This window comes from Hydrogenophaga pseudoflava (assembly GCF_031020795.1).
Classification (GTDB): domain Bacteria; phylum Pseudomonadota; class Gammaproteobacteria; order Burkholderiales; family Burkholderiaceae_C; genus Hydrogenophaga; species Hydrogenophaga pseudoflava_A.
Window position 1 is genome coordinate 508077 of the sequence record NZ_JAVHJP010000002.1, and the last position, 16514, is coordinate 524590.

The 16514-nt window shown below is 68.0% G+C and carries 15 protein-coding genes and 1 other RNA gene; 11 read left to right on the plus strand and 5 right to left on the minus strand.

Annotated elements, in window-relative coordinates; translation table 11 throughout:
• Positions 1 to 46: 46 nt before the first annotated feature.
• Entirely contained in the window at positions 47 to 1036 is a 990-nt protein-coding gene (locus RCO38_RS08125; RefSeq protein WP_308327790.1) for a tripartite tricarboxylate transporter substrate binding protein, read from the plus strand.
• Positions 1037 to 1115: 79 nt separating this feature from the next.
• On the opposite strand, the gene ffs is transcribed toward RCO38_RS08125, so the two are convergent.
• Positions 1116 to 1212: signal recognition particle sRNA small type (gene ffs / locus RCO38_RS08130), an RNA gene on the minus strand.
• A gap of 66 nt (positions 1213 to 1278) precedes the next feature.
• On the opposite strand from ffs, the gene dnaX reads away from it, so the two are divergent.
• The 5 genes from dnaX to RCO38_RS08155 all read left to right on the plus strand — a co-directional run bounded on the left by dnaX (position 1279) and on the right by RCO38_RS08155 (position 5756).
• Positions 1279 to 3117, plus strand: a complete 1839-nt coding sequence (dnaX, locus tag RCO38_RS08135; protein ID WP_308327791.1) for a DNA polymerase III subunit gamma/tau — start codon at positions 1279 to 1281, stop codon at positions 3115 to 3117.
• A 42-nt stretch (positions 3118 to 3159) separates the two neighbouring features.
• A complete protein-coding gene (locus tag RCO38_RS08140) occupies positions 3160 to 3492 on the plus strand; it encodes a YbaB/EbfC family nucleoid-associated protein (RefSeq protein WP_079365739.1) in 333 nt (110 codons plus the stop codon).
• Positions 3493 to 3511: 19 nt separating this feature from the next.
• On the plus strand, positions 3512 to 4117 hold the full coding sequence (gene recR, locus RCO38_RS08145; RefSeq protein ID WP_308327792.1) for a recombination mediator RecR: 606 nt from the start codon (positions 3512 to 3514) through the stop codon (positions 4115 to 4117).
• A 37-nt stretch (positions 4118 to 4154) separates the two neighbouring features.
• Positions 4155 to 4559, plus strand: a complete 405-nt coding sequence (locus RCO38_RS08150) for an MAPEG family protein (RefSeq protein WP_308327793.1) — start codon at positions 4155 to 4157, stop codon at positions 4557 to 4559.
• A gap of 183 nt (positions 4560 to 4742) precedes the next feature.
• Positions 4743 to 5756 carry an ABC transporter substrate-binding protein gene (locus RCO38_RS08155; RefSeq protein WP_308327794.1) on the plus strand — a complete coding sequence of 338 codons (1014 nt, stop codon included), beginning with the start codon at positions 4743 to 4745 and terminating at the stop codon, positions 5754 to 5756.
• 18 nt (positions 5757 to 5774) lie between these two features.
• Here the strand turns inward: RCO38_RS08155 and RCO38_RS08160 are convergent, their stop codons facing one another.
• On the minus strand, positions 5775 to 7424 hold the full coding sequence (locus RCO38_RS08160) for a transglycosylase SLT domain-containing protein (RefSeq protein ID WP_308327795.1): 1650 nt from the start codon (positions 7422 to 7424) through the stop codon (positions 5775 to 5777).
• 3 nt (positions 7425 to 7427) lie between these two features.
• Positions 7428 to 8201 carry a hydroxyacylglutathione hydrolase gene (gloB, locus tag RCO38_RS08165; RefSeq protein ID WP_308327796.1) on the minus strand — a complete coding sequence of 258 codons (774 nt, stop codon included), beginning with the start codon at positions 8199 to 8201 and terminating at the stop codon, positions 7428 to 7430.
• A 106-nt stretch (positions 8202 to 8307) separates the two neighbouring features.
• On the opposite strand from gloB, the gene RCO38_RS08170 reads away from it, so the two are divergent.
• The 5 genes from RCO38_RS08170 (at position 8308) to RCO38_RS08190 (ending at position 14600) form a co-directional block, all read left to right on the plus strand.
• Complete coding sequence (locus RCO38_RS08170) at positions 8308 to 9120, plus strand: class I SAM-dependent methyltransferase (RefSeq protein WP_308327797.1); 813 nt, start codon at positions 8308 to 8310, stop codon at positions 9118 to 9120.
• A gap of 24 nt (positions 9121 to 9144) precedes the next feature.
• Positions 9145 to 9579 carry a ribonuclease HI gene (rnhA, locus tag RCO38_RS08175; RefSeq protein WP_308327798.1) on the plus strand — a complete coding sequence of 145 codons (435 nt, stop codon included), beginning with the start codon at positions 9145 to 9147 and terminating at the stop codon, positions 9577 to 9579.
• A gap of 161 nt (positions 9580 to 9740) precedes the next feature.
• Positions 9741 to 10988: an efflux RND transporter periplasmic adaptor subunit gene (locus tag RCO38_RS08180; RefSeq protein WP_308327799.1), complete on the plus strand. Its 1248-nt coding sequence runs from the start codon at positions 9741 to 9743 to the stop codon at positions 10986 to 10988.
• A 30-nt stretch (positions 10989 to 11018) separates the two neighbouring features.
• Positions 11019 to 14111, plus strand: a complete 3093-nt coding sequence (locus tag RCO38_RS08185; RefSeq protein ID WP_308327800.1) for an efflux RND transporter permease subunit — start codon at positions 11019 to 11021, stop codon at positions 14109 to 14111.
• A gap of 27 nt (positions 14112 to 14138) precedes the next feature.
• Positions 14139 to 14600, plus strand: a complete 462-nt coding sequence (locus tag RCO38_RS08190; RefSeq protein WP_308327801.1) for a methyltransferase family protein — start codon at positions 14139 to 14141, stop codon at positions 14598 to 14600.
• A 6-nt stretch (positions 14601 to 14606) separates the two neighbouring features.
• Here RCO38_RS08190 and moeA read toward each other — a convergent pair whose 3' ends face one another.
• Positions 14607 to 15884, minus strand: a complete 1278-nt coding sequence (gene moeA, locus RCO38_RS08195) for a molybdopterin molybdotransferase MoeA (protein ID WP_308327802.1) — start codon at positions 15882 to 15884, stop codon at positions 14607 to 14609.
• A gap of 7 nt (positions 15885 to 15891) precedes the next feature.
• Positions 15892 to 16512 carry a molybdenum cofactor guanylyltransferase MobA gene (mobA, locus tag RCO38_RS08200; RefSeq protein WP_308327803.1) on the minus strand — a complete coding sequence of 207 codons (621 nt, stop codon included), beginning with the start codon at positions 16510 to 16512 and terminating at the stop codon, positions 15892 to 15894.
• Between the last annotated feature and the right edge of the window lie 2 nt (positions 16513 to 16514).

Consider the following 16514-nt stretch of genomic DNA (forward strand, 5'->3'; position numbering starts at 1 on the left):
CCTAGAGTGTCCCGCTTGTCATCCAGAACCCGAGTTTGTACCGACCATGAGCACCTCTCATCCCAACCGCCGCCGCTTCTGCCATCAGATCGCAGCGGGTCTTGCCCTGGCGCCCGCACTGTCTTCCGCTGCGGTCTTCCCGGAACGCCCGATGCGCATCGTCGTGCCGTTCGCGCCGGGCGCCGGCACCGACGCCATGGGGCGTCTGGTGGCGGCCAAGCTCTCCGAACTTTTCAAGATGAACGTGGTGGTCGAGAACCGCACCGGTGCCTCCGGGGCCATCGGCGCCCAGGAGGTGGCCAAGGCCGCACCCGATGGCCACACGCTGCTGCTGGCCGCCGCCCCCTTCACCACGGTGGCGGCCGCGCTGCCCACGGCGGGCTACGACCCGGTGGGCGGCTTCGCGCCGGTCGGCATGATCGCGCACGGACCGCTGGTCTGGGTGGCCAACAAGGAACTGCCCGCCAACAGTCTGCCCGAGCTGATCGCGCTGGCGAAGAAGCGGCCGGGCGCGCTCAACTACGGCTCGGCCGGTGTGGGCGGCATCAACCACCTGGTGCTCGAATCGCTGGAGGCGCGCGCCGGCATCTACATCACTCACATTCCTTACCGGGGCATCGCGCCGGCCACGCTGGACACCATTTCCGGCCAGCTGCAGCTGCTCACCGGCACCATTCCGGCGCTGGCACCGCACATCCGCGACGGCAAGCTCAAGGCGCTGGCGGTCACCAGCCCGGAGCGCAGCCCCGCGCTGCCGAACGTGCCGGGCATGAAAGAGGCCGGCATGGCTGACTTCAACGTGCTGAACTACTTCGCACTGGTCGCGCCGAGGGGCACCCCGGATGCGGTGGTGCAGCAGATCAATGCCGCGTTGACCCAGGTGGTGCAGATGCCCGACGTGAAGGAGCGGCTCGCCAAGGACGCGCTGGAGCCTGCGGTGGGCAGCCCCGCCCAGCTGGGCCAGTTCCTGCAGCGAGACCTGGAGGGCTGGAAGGGCGTGGTGAAGAAGCAGGGGCTGAAGATCGACGCGTTCTGAGCAGCGCGGCGTTCGCCAACAAAAAAGGCCGCTGATGCGGCCTTTGCGTTTCTGTGCGCCATTGGCGCTGGACGAATAAGGTGACGAGCCTTGACCCCGGCACTGGCTCCACAGTTAGGGCTGCTTGGTTCCCCACCTGACCCGGTTGGCCGCTTCACCATGCGGGAAGGCCCGTCACCCGCGATTGTAGGCGATGACCCGCGCCCATCTCGGAGTAGGGCGACCTTTAGAATCACCGGCCTATGTCCTATGTCGTCCTGGCCCGCAAATACCGTCCGCGCCGCTTCACCGAAATGGTGGGGCAGCAGCATGTGGTGCAAGCCCTTTCCAACGCCCTGACGACCCAGCGCCTGCACCACGCCTATCTGTTCACCGGCACGCGCGGCGTGGGCAAGACCACGGTCTCGCGCATCCTGGCCAAGTCGCTCAACTGCCTGGGCGCCGACGGGCAGGGCGGGATCACCGCCGAACCCTGTGGCGTCTGCCAGGCCTGCACCGACATCGACGCCGGCCGCTTCGTCGACTACACCGAGCTGGACGCGGCCTCCAACCGCGGCGTGGACGAGGTGCAGTCGCTGCTGGAACAGGCGGTCTACAAGCCGGTGCAGGGGCGCTTCAAGGTCTTCATGATCGACGAGGTGCACATGCTCACCGGGCACGCGTTCAACGCGATGCTCAAGACGCTGGAAGAGCCGCCCGAGTACCTGAAGTTCGTGCTGGCCACGACCGACCCGCAGAAGGTGCCGGTCACGGTGCTGTCGCGCTGTCTGCAGTTCAACCTGCGACCGATGGCGCCCGAGACGGTGCTGGAGCACCTGGGACAGGTGCTGGCGGCCGAGAACGTGCCGGCCGAGCCGCAGGCGCTGCGCCTGCTCTCGCGTGCCGCGCGTGGCTCGATGCGGGATGCGCTCTCGCTGACCGACCAGGCCATCGCTTTCGGCGGCGGTCAGCTGCAGGAGGCCACGGTGCGCCAGATGCTCGGCGCCGTGGACCGCTCGCATGTGCTGCGGCTGATCGACGCGCTGGCGCGTGGCGATGGTGCGGCGGTGGTGGACACCGTCGATGCGCTGCGCGTCAACGGCCTGAACGCCGCCTCGACGCTGGAGGAGATGACCAGCCTGCTGCAGCGCATGGCCGTGCTGCAGGCGGTGCCCGGGCGGGCGGCGCTGGAGGCCTCGGACGACCCGGACCAGCCGGAGATCGTCCGCCTGGCGCACGCGCTGCCGGCAGACGAGACGCAGCTGCTTTACAGCCTGTGCCTGCACGGCCGTGGCGAGCTGGGCCTGGCGCCCGACGAGTACGCAGCGCTGACCATGGTGCTGCTGCGACTGCTGGCCTTCAAGCCGGCCGGCGCCGTCAGCGCCTCACCGGAAAAAAAAACACTGAAAACCGGGCCCGAGCCCGTCGCTGCGCCTGTTCCGGCGCCCAAGGCTGCGGAGCCGAAGGCGGCGGCGCCCCAGAACCCTGTGGCTGTGGCAGCGCCGCAGCGCCCTGTGTCCGAGGAGCCGACCGATGCCGATGGTCCGCCCTGGGTCGACGAGCCGGATGAGTCCCTGCCCGAGCCCCCTGAGGAGGGTGTCCAGACCAGCCGGCGCGTGGTGGAGATCCCTGTCAGGGAGGCCAGCCTTTCGCCACGGGTCGAGCAGATGCGCGATCCCTCCGAGCCTGTGCGCCTGCCGGAACCTGTCGTCACGCCCGAAGGCGATTTCTGGTTCGCCCTGGTGCAGCAGATGGTCAAGGCCGAGGTGGTCACGGCGCTGGTGCGGGAGCTGGCATTGCAGTCGCAGCTGGTGGCGCGCGACGCCGGCCAGTGGCTGCTGCGGGTGGAGCGCGAGTCGCTCAACCAGGCCAGCACGCGCGAGCGCCTGTCGACCGCGCTGCAGTCGCAGGGCCATGCCGTTCGGCTGGCCGTGGAGATCGGCCCTGTGATCGACTCGGCGTCGCTGCGCCTGGCGGCCGAAGCCAACCGGCGCCAGCGCGAGGCCGAACGCATCATCCACGACGACCCCATGGTGCAGGCGATGATGCGCGACTTTGGCGGCAGAATCGTGCCCGGATCGCTGAGGGCCACCGAGGCCTGAGCGCAGACGCTTTCACTCTTTTCAAATAACCCAAGGATCACCATGTTCAACAAAGGACAACTCGCCGGCCTGATGAAGCAGGCCCAGGCCATGCAGGAAAACCTCAAGAAGGCCCAGGACGAACTGGGCAACATCGAGGTTACCGGTGAGTCCGGGGCCGGCCTGGTCAAGGTGGTCATGACCTGCAAGCACGACGTGCGCCGAGTGACCATCGACCCTTCGCTGCTGGCCGACGACAAGGACATGCTCGAAGACCTGGTGGCCGCCGCCTTCAACGCCGCGGTGCGCAAGGCCGAAGAGACCTCGCAGGAAAAGATGGGCAAGCTCACCGCCGGCATGCCGGGTCTGCCGGGCGGCATGAAGTTCCCGTTCTGATCCTGCACCCGCTCTCCGCGTGGCCGACACCCACTCGCTGGAACTGCTGGTGCAGGCACTGCGCTGCCTGCCTGGCGTGGGGGTGAAGTCCGCCCAGCGCATGGCTTTCCATCTGCTGCAGCACGACCGCGAGGGCGCGCTGCGGCTGTCGCAGGCCTTGCAGAACGCGTGCAACTCGGTGAAGCACTGCACCATGTGCCACACCTTCACTGAAAGCGACATCTGCCCAACCTGCGACGATCCGCGGCGCGACCGCGGCTTGCTCTGCGTGGTCGAGACGCCGGCCGACCAGGCGGCCATGGAGCGCACCGGTGCCTACAAGGGCCTGTACTTCGTGCTCATGGGCAAGCTCAGCCCGCTCGACGGCGTGGGCCCGCGCGAGATAGGGCTGCAGAAGCTGTTCGAGCGCATCGACGCCACCGAGCAGGGCGAGCGGGTGGTACGCGAGGTGATTCTGGCCACCAATTTCACCGCCGAAGGTGAGACCACGGCCCATGTCATCGCCCAGGGGCTCAAGACCCGGAGCGTCAACGTCACGCGTCTGGCGCGCGGAGTGCCGGTGGGCAGCGAACTCGAATACGTCGATCTGGGCACCATCGCCCATGCCCTGGTGGACCGGCGCTGAGGCGCCCTGTACGCCGCTCTGTTTCAAGGTGTTTTTCATGACCTATGCCGGACTGACCGTGGCCTACTGGACCGTGCTGATCGTGGCCTTGCTGCCCATCGGCTGCGCCTGGCTGGCCAAATCGGGTTCGTTCGCCAAGCCCCGCAGGGAGGGCGGCTACGACAACCACCATCCGCGCGAGTGGCTGGCGCGGCAGTCGGGCTGGCGTGCAAGGGCCAATGCGGCGCAGGCCAACTGCTTCGAGGCCATGCCGTTCTACATCGGGGCGGTGATCATTGCGCATCAGCACGGGGCCTTCCAGACGCGGCTGGACCTGCTGTGCTTCGTGTACGTGGTGCTCCGCCTGATGTACATCCTGTTCTACGTGGCCGACATGGCCACGCTGCGCAGCGCCGTCTGGGCGCTGGCATTGCTGGCGAACATCGCGCTTCTGTTCATCTGATTCGCGCGCCTGCGGCCGTTACATCGGCTTGCATCTGGGGTCGGTGGAAACCCGCTCGGGACTCGTCCCGATGCGCGTTGTGCACGCGTGTCCTACGCTCGGCTCCATCGAATCAGGGAACAGAAGGAAGCGTGCATGTGGAATCGCCGTGAATGGTTGCGGTCTTGGGCCTCGGCTTTGCCGATGGTCGCCGGACGGCCTGCGGCGATGGCGCAGGGCAGCGGGACACCGTCTCTGTCCGCGCGGGCGCCTTTCGGCCGTGTGGTGCTGGCAGTCGACAACCGCGCCGCCTTCTGCTACCTGCCGCTGACCATTGCCGAGCGCATGGGCTATTTCGCCGCCGAAGGGCTGGATGTGCAAGTGCGCGACATGGTGGAGCCCGGCGCGGCACTGCAGGCCCTGCTGACCGGTTCGGCGCAGGTGCTCTCCGGCCCGTACAGCACCAGCGTGGCCTTGCGTGCGCGTGGGCAGTCCTATCCCTCCATCGTTCTGCAGGGGCGCGCGCCCCAGCTCGTGCTGGGGGCGTCGCGCAAGACACTCGCAGGCTTCAGCGGCATCGTCGATCTTCGGGGGCGCAAGGTGCTGGTGCCGTCGCTGGGCAGTGGCGCGCACCGCATGGTGCTCATGATGATGGCGGCCGGCCGTCTGAACGCGGACGCGGTGGAGTTCGTGCCGGTCTCCAACCCCACGGCTGCGCTGGTGAACTTCCGCAACGGGCTGGTAGATGCGATCTGCTACACCGACCCGGTCATCACGCAGCTGGAGCAGGACAGCGCGTTGCGCCTGGTGGCCGACACGCGCACGGTGCGCGGCAATGCCGATGTGTTCGGCGGACCGATGCCGGCGGGCTGTCTGAGTGTGGCGGCCGACTACCTTGCCACGCACCGGGACGAGTGCCAGGCGCTGGTCCATGGGCTGGTCCATGCGCTCAAATGGTTGCAGACCGCCGGCCTGTCCGACATCAACAAGGTGGTACCAGAGTCGTACTTCCAGGGCGACCGGGCGCTGTACCTGGCGGCGTTCAGCCGCGCCCGCGAAGCCTGGTCGCCCGACGGGCTGATGCCGGAGGCTGGGCCTGCAACCATGGCGCGCGTGATGTCCCGGTTCGACGCTGCCTCTCCCCTGCGCCAGGTGGATCTGTCGCAGACCTACACCAACGACATGGCGCTCAAGGCCAAGGCCAGATTCAAGGCCTGAGGCGTTGCACCTGCGCCTTCAGCGTTTGGCGGTCTTGCGTCCGGCCCGGTCTTCCGAGGCGACCCGCACGCTGCGTTGCTTCCCTTTGGCCGCCTTCACCGCGCGCACCGGCTTCTTGAGGCTGGCTTGCTGGCCGCGGGCAGCCTTGCTCGCCTTCGCCGAGCGGGCTGGCGCGCGTTCGGCCACGCTGACCGATTTGGGCAGCATCAGGGTGAGGCGCTGCCCCGACCTGAGCTTCGCGTTGACCGACAGGCCGTTCCAGCCGGCCACGCTGACGGTGCTCACGCGGTAGCGCTGCGCCACGCGGGCCAGTGTGTCCCCCTTGCGGGCACGCACCACGGTGCGCTTGAGCACGACCTCCGGTGCCAGGCTGAGCTGGGCGTTGTCGGCCACGAACTCGCTGACGTCCCGGTCGCGCGTTCCACTGCGGTGGACCAGCAGGCTTGAGCCGGCCCGGACCTTCATGCGCGGCGGGATGTTGTTGACCTCGCGCAGCTCCGACTCGCTCATGCCGACCTGGCGGGCCACCTGGTCTAGGCCCATGGTGGTGGGCGCCACCCAGGCGGTCCACGAAGCCAGCGGGCCGCGGTAGGACTTGAGTTTTTCCTCGAACACCTTGGCGTTGTCCCAGGGCAGCAGGATGTTCGGCGTACCGGCGGCCATCACCAGCGGTTGCTTGATGGACGGGTTGAGCGTGCGGAAGTCGCGTTCGCTGATGTCCGCCAGGCTCGCGATCAGCGACACGTCCATGTCGCGTTCGATCGTAAGGGTGTCGAAGAAGGGGTGGTTGCCGATGGAGGGCAGCACGGTGCCGAACATCTCGGGCCGCGCGACGATGTTTTCGACCGCCTGCAGCTTGGGCACGTACATGCGCGTTTCCAGCGGCATGTTCAGGTCGGTGTAGCTGGTGGAGCGGCCCTCGCGCTGGTTGCGGGTGATGGCCCGGTTGACGTTGCCTTGTCCCCAGTTGTACGCGGCCAGCGCCAGGTGCCAGTCGCCGAACCGCGCATGCAGCTGCTCGAGGTAGTCGAGCGCCGCGCGCGTCGACGCCAGCACGTCGCGGCGGTCGTCGCGGAACACGTTCTGCTTGAGGTCGAAAGACTGCCCGGTGGCAGGCATGAACTGCCACATGCCGGCGGCGCGGGCGCTGGAGACCGCTTGCGGGTTGAAGGCACTCTCGATGAAGGGCAGCAGCGCCAGTTCCATCGGCAGGTTGCGCCGCTCGATCTCTTCGACGATGTGGAACAGGTAGCGGCTTGAGCGCTCGGTCATGCGCTGGATGTAGTCGGGCCGGGAGGCGTACCACTGCTCGCGGTCGCGCACCAGCTCCCCGTCGAGGTCCTGCATCGAGAGGCCCCGGCGGATGCGCTCCCAGATGTCCAGTGGCGCGGCCAGCATGGTGACCGGCGGCGGTGTGGCAGAGGCGATGGAAATCTCGCTCAGCGGCGCATGGGGCGCCAGGACGCGGGGAGCCTGGGACACGGAGGGCAGGGGCGGCGTGCTGCTGGGTGTGGAAGGCAGCGTTTGAGGCGCCTGCGGAGGCACATGGGGCGGCAGCGGGGTGCTTGCACAGGCGGCCAGAAGAGCCACGAGTCCGAGGCCGGTGAGCACCTTGGCAGGACGTGCCGAACGGCGCGCACGGACGGACAACGAAGAAAAGAAGTTCATGGACTACTGGAACACGTTTTTCCAGGCACGCAGTGTCGTGAACACGCCCAGTGCGTCGGAAGGGGTCTCGGGGTCATGGCGGCGGGCCGCTTCCGACAGGGCCGGCGCGCGCACGCGAAGAAAGGGGTTGATCCGCTTTTCCAGCCCGATGGAGCTGGGCAGCGTGGGAAGGTTCCGCTCCCTCAGCGCCTGGCAGTGTTGTTCGTACGTCTGCAGGTCCGTGTTGGCCGGATCCACGGCCCGGGCGAACCGCAGATTGGACAGCGTGTATTCGTGGGTGCAGCACACCCGGGTGTCATCCGGCAGGGCCGCCAGGCGGTCGAGCGAAGCGAGCATCTGCTCGGGTGTGCCTTCGAAGAGTCGGCCACAGCCGGCGGAAAACAGCGTGTCGCCGCAGAACAGCAGGGGCCGGCCGACCACCTCGGCACAGTGATAGGCGATGTGGCCCGCCGTGTGCCCCGGCACGTCCAGCACCTCGAAGCGCAGGCCCAGCGTCTCGATGCTGTCGCCATCGGCCACACGCTGCAGGGGTTCGGGAACGACCTCATGCGCCGGGCCGATCACCCGTGCACCGGTGGCCAGCCTCAAGGCGTCCACGCCCCCCGTGTGATCACCATGGTGGTGGGTGACCAAGATGGTGTCGAGCACGACGCCTTCGGACACGAGCCACTTCATCACACCCTCGGATTCGCCCGGGTCCACCACGAGCGCGCGCCGACCGTCGTGCAGCACCCAGATGTAGTTGTCGTTGAACGCGGGCAGAGGGAGCAGGGTCATGGGGCTCGCACTGTGGGGCAGGGCGTGTAGAGTACCGGGCGGGACCGGGTTGCGGCCCGCAAAGACCGTCGCTTGAACACCCAGAATGAATCACCGGATTATAAGTTTGACCGATTGGTTCCAGACCCCTCCGGGGCGCTACCTGCTCGAGTGGGAACAGGGCCAGTTTGATCGTTCGGTGGCGAACCTGTTCGGCTACAACGCCCTGCAGCTGGGGCTCCCGGAATTGCAGGCGCTGGCGGCCAACCGCATGCCCCACCGGTGGCTGGCCTTGCCCGAAGAAATGCTGAACCCCGTGGGAGCTACCGTGGAAACGGACGCCCCGGTCGCGGACAGCCTTGTATCTGAGGACGCACTTTCTTTTCCTGGCGTGGCCCTGGTCACCAACGCCGCCGCGTTGCCCTTTTCTGCGGCCAGCCTGGATCTGGTGGTGTTGCCGCACACCCTCGAGCTGAGCGCCGACCCGCACCATGTGCTGCGCGAAGTTGAGCGCGTGCTCGTGCCCGAGGGGCGTGTGGTGGTGGCGGGCTTCAACCCCAACAGTTTCTGGGGGCTGCGCCAGAGCCGCGCGCGGCTGATGGGCCGGTTCGGGATTTCTGCGCTGGGCCTGTCGGAGCTGTACCTGCCCGAGGCCGGTGAATTCATCGGTTCGGGGCGGCTGCGGGACTGGTTCCGGCTGCTGGGCCTGGAAGTCGAGTCGCAGCACTTCGGCTGCTACCGGCCTGCGGTGCACAGCGACCACTGGCTGCAGCGGTTCGCGTGGATGGACCGCGCCGGTGCCCGCTGGTGGCCCATCTTCGGATCGGTCTATTTTTTTGTCGCGGTCAAGCGGGTGCGGGGCGTGCGGCTGCTGGGGCCCGCCTGGCGACCCCGGCGGGCCTCGGGCACAGCCCCCGTGACGATTGCCAACCGGCGCTGAAGACGCCTTTCTGGAGCATTGAATTTGAACCACGTGGTGATGTACACCGATGGCGCCTGCAAGGGCAATCCCGGCCCGGGCGGCTGGGGGGTCTACCTGAAATCGGGCGGGCACGAAAAGGAGCTGTGGGGGGGCGAGCGCGAGACCACCAACAACCGCATGGAGCTGACGGCGGTCATCGAAGGCCTGGCCGCGCTCAAGCGCCCCTGCGTGGTGGCGCTCTACCTTGACAGCGAGTACGTGCGCAAGGGGATCACCGAGTGGATCCACGGTTGGAAGGCCAAGGGCTGGAAGACCGCGGCCAAACAGCCGGTGAAGAATGCCGATCTGTGGCAGCGCCTGGACACGCTGGTGCACCAGGGCACCCACAAGATCGAGTGGCACTGGGTCAAGGGCCATGCCGGCGACCCCGGCAACGAACGCGCCGACGCCCTGGCCAACCGGGGCGTGCCCGCCTGAACCGCGCCCGTTGATGAACCTCCGATGAACGGGCCACCGTTCGCGCGGGGCTTGGGGAACTTGTGCAACGCAGCAGCGTCAGCGCTGATACATTGCGTTTCTTTCTCCGTCTCATTCGCAGCCGCGCCGCCGGATGAGGCCTTCGTGGGCGCGAAGAACACATGGCACAAAAACTCTACGTCTGGGTCGCGGTGGGCGGCATTGCGCTGGCCTCGGCCAGCGCCTGGTGGTACCAGAATCGGCCCGCTTCGGGTGCCCCGCAGGCCTCCGCCGGCATGGCATCGCCCGCCAACAACGGCTCGGCAGGACGCCCCGGAGGCGGTGGTGGCATGCCAGGGGTCGAGGTCACCAAGGTCCAGACCCGGCGGTTGCAGGACGATGCCCAGTCGGTCGGCACGCTGCGCTCGCGCCAGAGCGTGACCCTGCGGCCCGAGGTGGCTGGCCGAATCGTTCAGATCGCAGTCTCCGATGGTGCCCGGGTGCGCAAGGGGCAGCTTCTGGTGCAGATGGACGACACGCTGCAGAAGGCGGAGTTGAGCCAGGCCCAGGCGCAGCTGTCGATTGCGCGGGCCAACCTCCGGCGCAACGAGGAACTGGTGGCCCAGGCCTTCGTGGCCCAGCGTGTGCTCGACGAAAGCCGGGCCGCCCTGCAGGTGGCCGAGGCCCAGGTGTCGCTGGCGCAGGCGCGGCTGGCGCGCATGCGCGTGGTGGCGCCATTCGATGGCACGGTGGGCCTGATCAACATCAACCTCGGCGAGTACGTCAAGGATGGGGCCGACCTGATCAACCTCGAAGACACCTCGCAGCTGACGGTGGATTTCCGCCTGCCCGAGCGCTACCAGGGCCTGGTGGCGGCGGGTCAGTCGGTGCAGGTGCAACTCGATGCGCTGCCGGGGCAGAGCTTCCAGGCCCGCATCCAGGCGGTCGATCCCCTGCTCGACGCCAATGGGCGCTCTGTGGCGGTTCGCGCGGTGCTGCCCTCGAACGCAGCCAAAGACCTGCGCCCGGGCATGTTCGCGCGGGTCAACACGGTGTTTTCGGTCAACGACGCGGCCCTGGTGGTGCCCGAGGAGGCCATCGTGCCGCAGGCGGGCAAGCAGTTCGTCATCAAGCTGCGCAAGGAAGGCGAGGGCGATGGCGCCAAGCTGGTCACCCAGCGCACCGAAGTCCGCATCGGTGTGCGCCGTGCCGGTCAGGTGGAGATCACCGAGGGGGTGGCGGCGGGCGACACGGTGGTGGTCGCGGGACAGCAGCGCCTGCAGCAGGACGGAACGGCTGTGCGGGTGGTGGACATGAGCCGGCCCGAAGGTGGCCAGCCGGGTGCTGGCAAGGGTGGGCCGCCGGCCGGTGCGCCTGCTGCGAAGCCGGGTGAGGCGCCGGCGGGTGGCAAGCCCGCGGCCGCGGGCTGAGGTCCTCCCGCACCGCACAGGAGTCCGACCATGCAACTGCCCGAGATTGCCATCCGCCGCCCGGTCTTCGCGAGCGTGCTGTCCCTGTTGATCCTGCTGGTGGGCCTGGTGGCCTTCCAGGGGCTGACGGTGCGCGAGTACCCGAAGATCGACGAGCCCACGGTCACCGTCAGCACCACCTTCACCGGGGCCTCCAGCGAGGTGGTCGAGTCGCAGGTGAGCAAGCCGCTGGAAGACTCGATTGCCGGCATCGAGGGCGTGGACGTGATCACGTCCATCAGCCGCCAGGAACGCAGCCAGATCACCGTGCGCTTCAAGCTCGAGCGCGACCCCGACTCCGCCGCCGCCGACGTGCGCGACAAGGTCAGCCGTGTGCGCCAGCGCCTGCCCCAGGGCATCGACGAGCCGGTGATCGCCAAGGTGGAGGCCGATGCCTTTCCGGTGATCTGGCTGGCCATGACGTCGGACACCCACAGCGCCCTGCAGTTGTCCGACCTGGCCAACCGCATCGCCAAGCCGGTGTTGCAGACCGCGCCCGGTGCCGCCGAGGTGCGGGTGTTCGGCGAGCGCAAATATTCCATGCGCATCTGGGCCGACCCGGACCGCCTGGCGGCCTACCGGCTCACGGTGCAGGACATCGAGGACGCACTGCGGCGCTCCAACCTGGAGGTGCCGGCCGGCCGCATCGAAAGCAGCCAGCGCGAGTTCAACGTGACCGCAGCCACCGACCTGCAGACGCCGCAGCAGTTCCGCGACATCACCATCCGCAATGTCAACGGGCTGCCGATCCGGCTGGGCGATGTGGCGCGGGTGGTGCAGGGTCCGCAGGACGAGCGCAGCTCGGTGCGGCTGAACGGCCGCGACTCGGTGTCGCTGGGCGTGATCCGCCAGGCCACGGCCAACCCCCTGGAGCTCTCCGCTGGCGTACGCCAGCTGCTGGAGAAGGTCAAGGCCGACCTGCCGCCCGGCATCAACGTCGACATCGCCAACGACAACTCGGTCTTCATCGACCGCTCGATCAAGGCGGTCTACACCACCATCGCGGAAGCCGTGGTGCTCGTGGCGCTGGTGATCTTTGTGTTCCTGCGCACGCTGCGCGCCTCCATCATTCCGCTGGTCACGATTCCCGTCAGCCTGATCGGTGCCTTCGCGCTGATGGCGCTGTTCGGCTTTTCCATCAACACGCTGACGCTGCTGGCGCTGGTGCTGGCCATCGGGCTGGTGGTGGACGACGCCATCGTGGTGCTGGAGAACATCTACCGCCACATCGAGGAGGGCATGAAACCGTTTGATGCGGCGATCAAGGGCGCGCGCGAGATCGGCTTCGCGGTGGTGGCCATGACGCTGACGCTGGCGGCGGTGTATGCGCCGCTGGCCTTCACACCCGGGCGCACCGGCCGCCTGTTCGCCGAGTTCGCGCTCGCCCTGGCCGGCGCGGTGGTGGTCTCGGGCTTCGTGGCGCTGACGCTCTCGCCCATGATGAGCAGCAAGCTGCTGCGCCACAACCCCAACCCGGGCTGGTTCGACCGCGGCATGGAGCGTGTGCTGGTGGCCATCACCCGCGGCTACAGCCGGGCGCTGGCCGGCGCGCTGCGGGTGCGCTGGCTGGTGGTGGGCATCATGCTCGCCAGCGCGGTGGGCAGTTGGTGGCTGCTCAAGACCACCAAGCAGGAGCTCGTGCCGCTGGAGGACCGGGGCGTGATCCTGGTCAACATCAACGGCCCGGACGGCGCCACGCTGAACTACACGCGGCGCTACGCCGAAGCGGTCGAGCGCATCGGCCAGAACTACCCCGAGTTCGACCGCATCTTCGCCAACATCGGCAACCCGACCGTGGCCCAGGGCTCGGTGTTCCTTCGGGCCACGCCGTGGGAAGAGCGGGAGCGCAGCACGCTGGAAATCGCCCGCGAGCTGCAGCCCAAGATCGGCGCGTTGCCGGGCATCAGCGCCTTCCCGATCACGCCGCCGTCGCTGGGCCAGGGCTTCCGCGAGCGGCCGATCAACTTCGTCATCATCACCAGCGACAGCTACGAGAACCTCTCGCGCACCGTGCGGCGCTTCCAGGACGAGATGGCGAAGTACCCCGGGTTCCAGCAGGTCGATACCGACCTGCGGCTGAACAAGCCCGAAATCCGCATGGATGTGGACCGCGAGCGCGCCGCCGACATGGGCGTGAGCGTGGACGCCATCGCCCGCACAGTGGAAACGCTGCTGGGCGGACGCACCGTGACCCGCTACAAGCAGGGCGGCGAGCAGTACGACGTGGTGGTGCAGACCGACAGTGCGCAACGCAGTGCGCCCGACGACATCGACCGCCTGTTCGTGCGCGGGCGAGGCGACGCCATGATCCCGCTGGCGTCTCTGGTCAAGGTCAGCGAGGTGGTGGTGCCGCGCGAGCTCAACCACTTCGGCCAGCGGCGCAGCGCCTCCATCACCGCCAACCTCGGTCCCGAGCTGGCGCTGGGCGATGCGCTGCAGATCATGAACAACATCGCGGCCGAGGTGCTGCCGCCGGGTTACACCACCGACCTCAATGGCCAGAGCCGCGAGTTCCGCAGTTCGTCCGGCTCGCTGGTCATCGTGTTTGCGCTGGCGCTGCTGTTCATCTTTCTGGTGCTGGCGGCCCAGTTCGAAAGCTTCGTGGACCCGTTCATCATCCTGCTGTCGGTGCCGCTGTCCATGCTGGGCGCGCTGGCGGCGCTGCGCCTCACCGGCGGCACGCTCAACGTGTTCAGCCAGATCGGCCTGATCACGCTGGTGGGGCTGATCTCCAAGCACGGCATCCTGATCGTGGAGTTCGCCAACCAGTTGCGCGAGCAGGGCCAGTCCAAGCTGGAGGCGGTGACCGCGGCCGCCGCGCTGCGCCTGCGCCCCATCCTGATGACCACCGGCGCCATGGTGCTGGGTGCCCTTCCGCTGGCGCTGGCCTCGGGCGCGGGCGCCGAGAGCCGGCAGCAGATCGGCTGGGTCATCGTGGGTGGCATGTCGGTCGGCACGCTGCTGACCATCTTCGTGGTGCCGACCATGTACATGCTGCTGGCGCGCGCCAGGCACGGCTCGCGTGTGCTCCCGCAGGAGCCTGACCAGCCGGCGCACACCGGTGACGTGCTGGTGGCCAAGTGAGCCTCCCGGCTGACCGGTGGTGATCCGATGAGCTGGCTCGAACACCGCGTGCCGCCGCCCCTGGTGGGCCTGGTCACCGCGCTGCTGATGGCCTGGTTCTCAGGTGGCCCGCAGTGGCATGTGCCCACCGGCGTGGACGGGTGGTCGGTGCTGCTGCTGGTGCTGGTGGGCCTGTCGTTCGACCTGGCCGGTCTGCTGGCTTTCCGCGCCTCGCGCACCACGGTCAATCCGCTGCGCCCCGAGCGTGCATCCTCGCTGGTCACGCGCGGCGTCTACCGCATCACCCGCAACCCGATGTACGTCGGCATGGTGTTCCTGCTGCTGGCCTGGGGGGTCTACCTTGCTCAGTGGCCGGCGCTGCTGCTGGGGCCGGTGGCCTATGTGCTGTACCTCACCCGGTTCCAGATCGTGCCCGAAGAGCGGGCGTTGCTCTTACTGTTCGGCGAGGAATACCGCGCCTACATGGCACGGGTGAGGCGCTGGCTCTGAGGCGCCTCAGATCACGCCATCGAACATCATCACGTCGACCGGATCGCCCACCGCCACATGGCCCTGGTCGTGGTGCAGCACGATCAGGCCATTGCCTTCCACCATTGAACGCAGCACACCCGAGCCCTGGTTGCCGGTGGTACGCACGCGCAGCGTGCCATCGGCCTCGCGGGTGACAACGCCGCGCTGGTACTCGGTGCGGCCGGGCTTCTTGCGCAATGCTTCGGCACTGTGGGCCTTGAGCAAAATGGGCTCGGTGACCTGCGCACCCATCATGCGCTGCAGGGCAGGGCGCACGAAAGCCAGGAAGGTGACCATCACCGCCACCGGGTTGCCAGGCAAGCCGAACAGGACCGACGACTGCCCGTCCTGAACGATCCGTCCCACGGCCATGGGCCGGCCGGGCCGCATCGCGATGCGCCAGAACGCCACGTCGCCCAGCTGCTTCATCATGGCCTTGGTGTGGTCGGCCTCGCCCATGCTCACGCCACCGCTGGTGATGATGGCATCAGCCTCGGACGCTGCGCGACGGAACGCGGCCTCGAGCGCAGCCGGCTCGTCCCTGATCACGCCCATGTCGACCACCTCGATGCCCATGCGGCTGAGCAGGCCGAAGACGGTGTAGCGGTTGCTGTCGTAGACCGCGCCTTCGCGCGGCGCTTCGCCCAGACTCAGAATCTCGTCGCCGGTCGAGAAATAGGCCACCTTCAGGCGCCGGAACACCGGCACGGTGGGCAGACCGAGGCTGGCGATCAGGCCCAGCGCGGCCGGCCCCAAGCTCTGGCCTTGTGTCAGGGCGGGGCGGCCGGCCATCAGGTCTTCGCCCAGCAGGCGGCGGTTGTCGCCCCGGCGCACCACGTCGGCCGGCACCGTGACCATGTCGCCCTCGAATTTCACGAACTCTACGGGCACCACCGTGTCGGTGCCCGTAGGCATGATGGCGCCGGTCATGATCTTCACGCAGTCGCCTGCGTTGGCCTGACCACTCCAGGCCTGGCCGGCGAAAGCGGTGCCCAGGCAGCGCAGCGCGAGCGGCTGTCCGGCTTGCAGCTGGCTGCCATCGAACGCAAAACCGTCCATGGCGGAGTTGTCGTGCGGCGGCACGCTGATCGGCGAGACGACGTCCTCGGCCAGCACACGTCCGAGGGCGTCGAATACGCTGCAGGCCTCTGTTTCGACGACCGGCGTCACCAGCCGGGCCAGAAACTCATTGACGTCCGCGGCCTTGAGCGCCTTGGGGTCGTAGCCCTGCAGTTCGGCGGCAATCTGTTCAATCGTTTTCATCGGTCGGTCAGGGCTTTTCGAGGGCGTGCAGTTCGTCCAGCGTGTTGGCGTTGGCGAACGCCAGCGGGTCGTCGCCTGGGTGGTCGAACGGAACCACCACGGTGCGGTGTTGTGCGGTCCAGCGGTCGATCTTGCGGCCACCGCCGCGCATGAACTCGGACAGGCTTTCGAGCAGGTCCACCCTCATCAGGCAGAACACCGGCTGGGCACGCCACTGTCCGTCGTCCTCGCGCGCGGCGGCCATCGCGATGTCGGTGTCGGGTGCCTCGACGGCCTGAGCGAGGCGCTGTGCCAGGTCGAGCGGAAAGCGCGGCGAGTCGCAGGGCACGGTCAGCAGCCAGGGCGTTTCACAGCGCTCCAGACCGGTGAGAAAACCCGCCAGCGGTCCAGCGAAGCCGTCGAGCGTGTCGGGCCAGACCGGAGCACCGAAGGCCTCGTAGGCGGAGAGGTTGCGGTTGGCGTTGATCATCAGGTCGCCGACCACTCCGCCTTCCTGCATCTGCAGCCGCATCAGCGCGTTCAGCGCCAGCGGTGTGCCGTGGAAGTTCTGCAGCCCCTTGTCGATGCCGCCCATGCGCGAGCCGCGCCCGCCGGCCAGGACCAGCCCCGTAATGTCTCCCGCCTGCATGC

Excerpts from the sequence above, each read along its gene's own strand:
- RCO38_RS08125 (WP_308327790.1), top strand. The coding sequence starts at position 47 with ATGAGCACCTCTCATCCCAACCGCCGCCGCTTCTGCCATCAGATCGCA.
- dnaX (WP_308327791.1), top strand. The coding sequence starts at position 1,279 with ATGTCCTATGTCGTCCTGGCCCGCAAATACCGTCCGCGCCGCTTCACC.
- RCO38_RS08140 (WP_079365739.1), top strand. The coding sequence starts at position 3,160 with ATGTTCAACAAAGGACAACTCGCCGGCCTGATGAAGCAGGCCCAGGCC.
- RCO38_RS08150 (WP_308327793.1), top strand. The coding sequence starts at position 4,155 with ATGACCTATGCCGGACTGACCGTGGCCTACTGGACCGTGCTGATCGTG.
- RCO38_RS08155 (WP_308327794.1), top strand. The coding sequence starts at position 4,743 with ATGGTCGCCGGACGGCCTGCGGCGATGGCGCAGGGCAGCGGGACACCG.
- RCO38_RS08160 (WP_308327795.1), bottom strand. The coding sequence starts at position 7,424 with ATGAACTTCTTTTCTTCGTTGTCCGTCCGTGCGCGCCGTTCGGCACGT.
- gloB (WP_308327796.1), bottom strand. The coding sequence starts at position 8,201 with ATGACCCTGCTCCCTCTGCCCGCGTTCAACGACAACTACATCTGGGTG.
- RCO38_RS08180 (WP_308327799.1), top strand. The coding sequence starts at position 9,741 with ATGGCACAAAAACTCTACGTCTGGGTCGCGGTGGGCGGCATTGCGCTG.
- RCO38_RS08185 (WP_308327800.1), top strand. The coding sequence starts at position 11,019 with ATGCAACTGCCCGAGATTGCCATCCGCCGCCCGGTCTTCGCGAGCGTG.
- RCO38_RS08190 (WP_308327801.1), top strand. The coding sequence starts at position 14,139 with ATGAGCTGGCTCGAACACCGCGTGCCGCCGCCCCTGGTGGGCCTGGTC.
- moeA (WP_308327802.1), bottom strand. The coding sequence starts at position 15,884 with ATGAAAACGATTGAACAGATTGCCGCCGAACTGCAGGGCTACGACCCC.
- mobA (WP_308327803.1), bottom strand. The coding sequence starts at position 16,512 with ATGCAGGCGGGAGACATTACGGGGCTGGTCCTGGCCGGCGGGCGCGGC.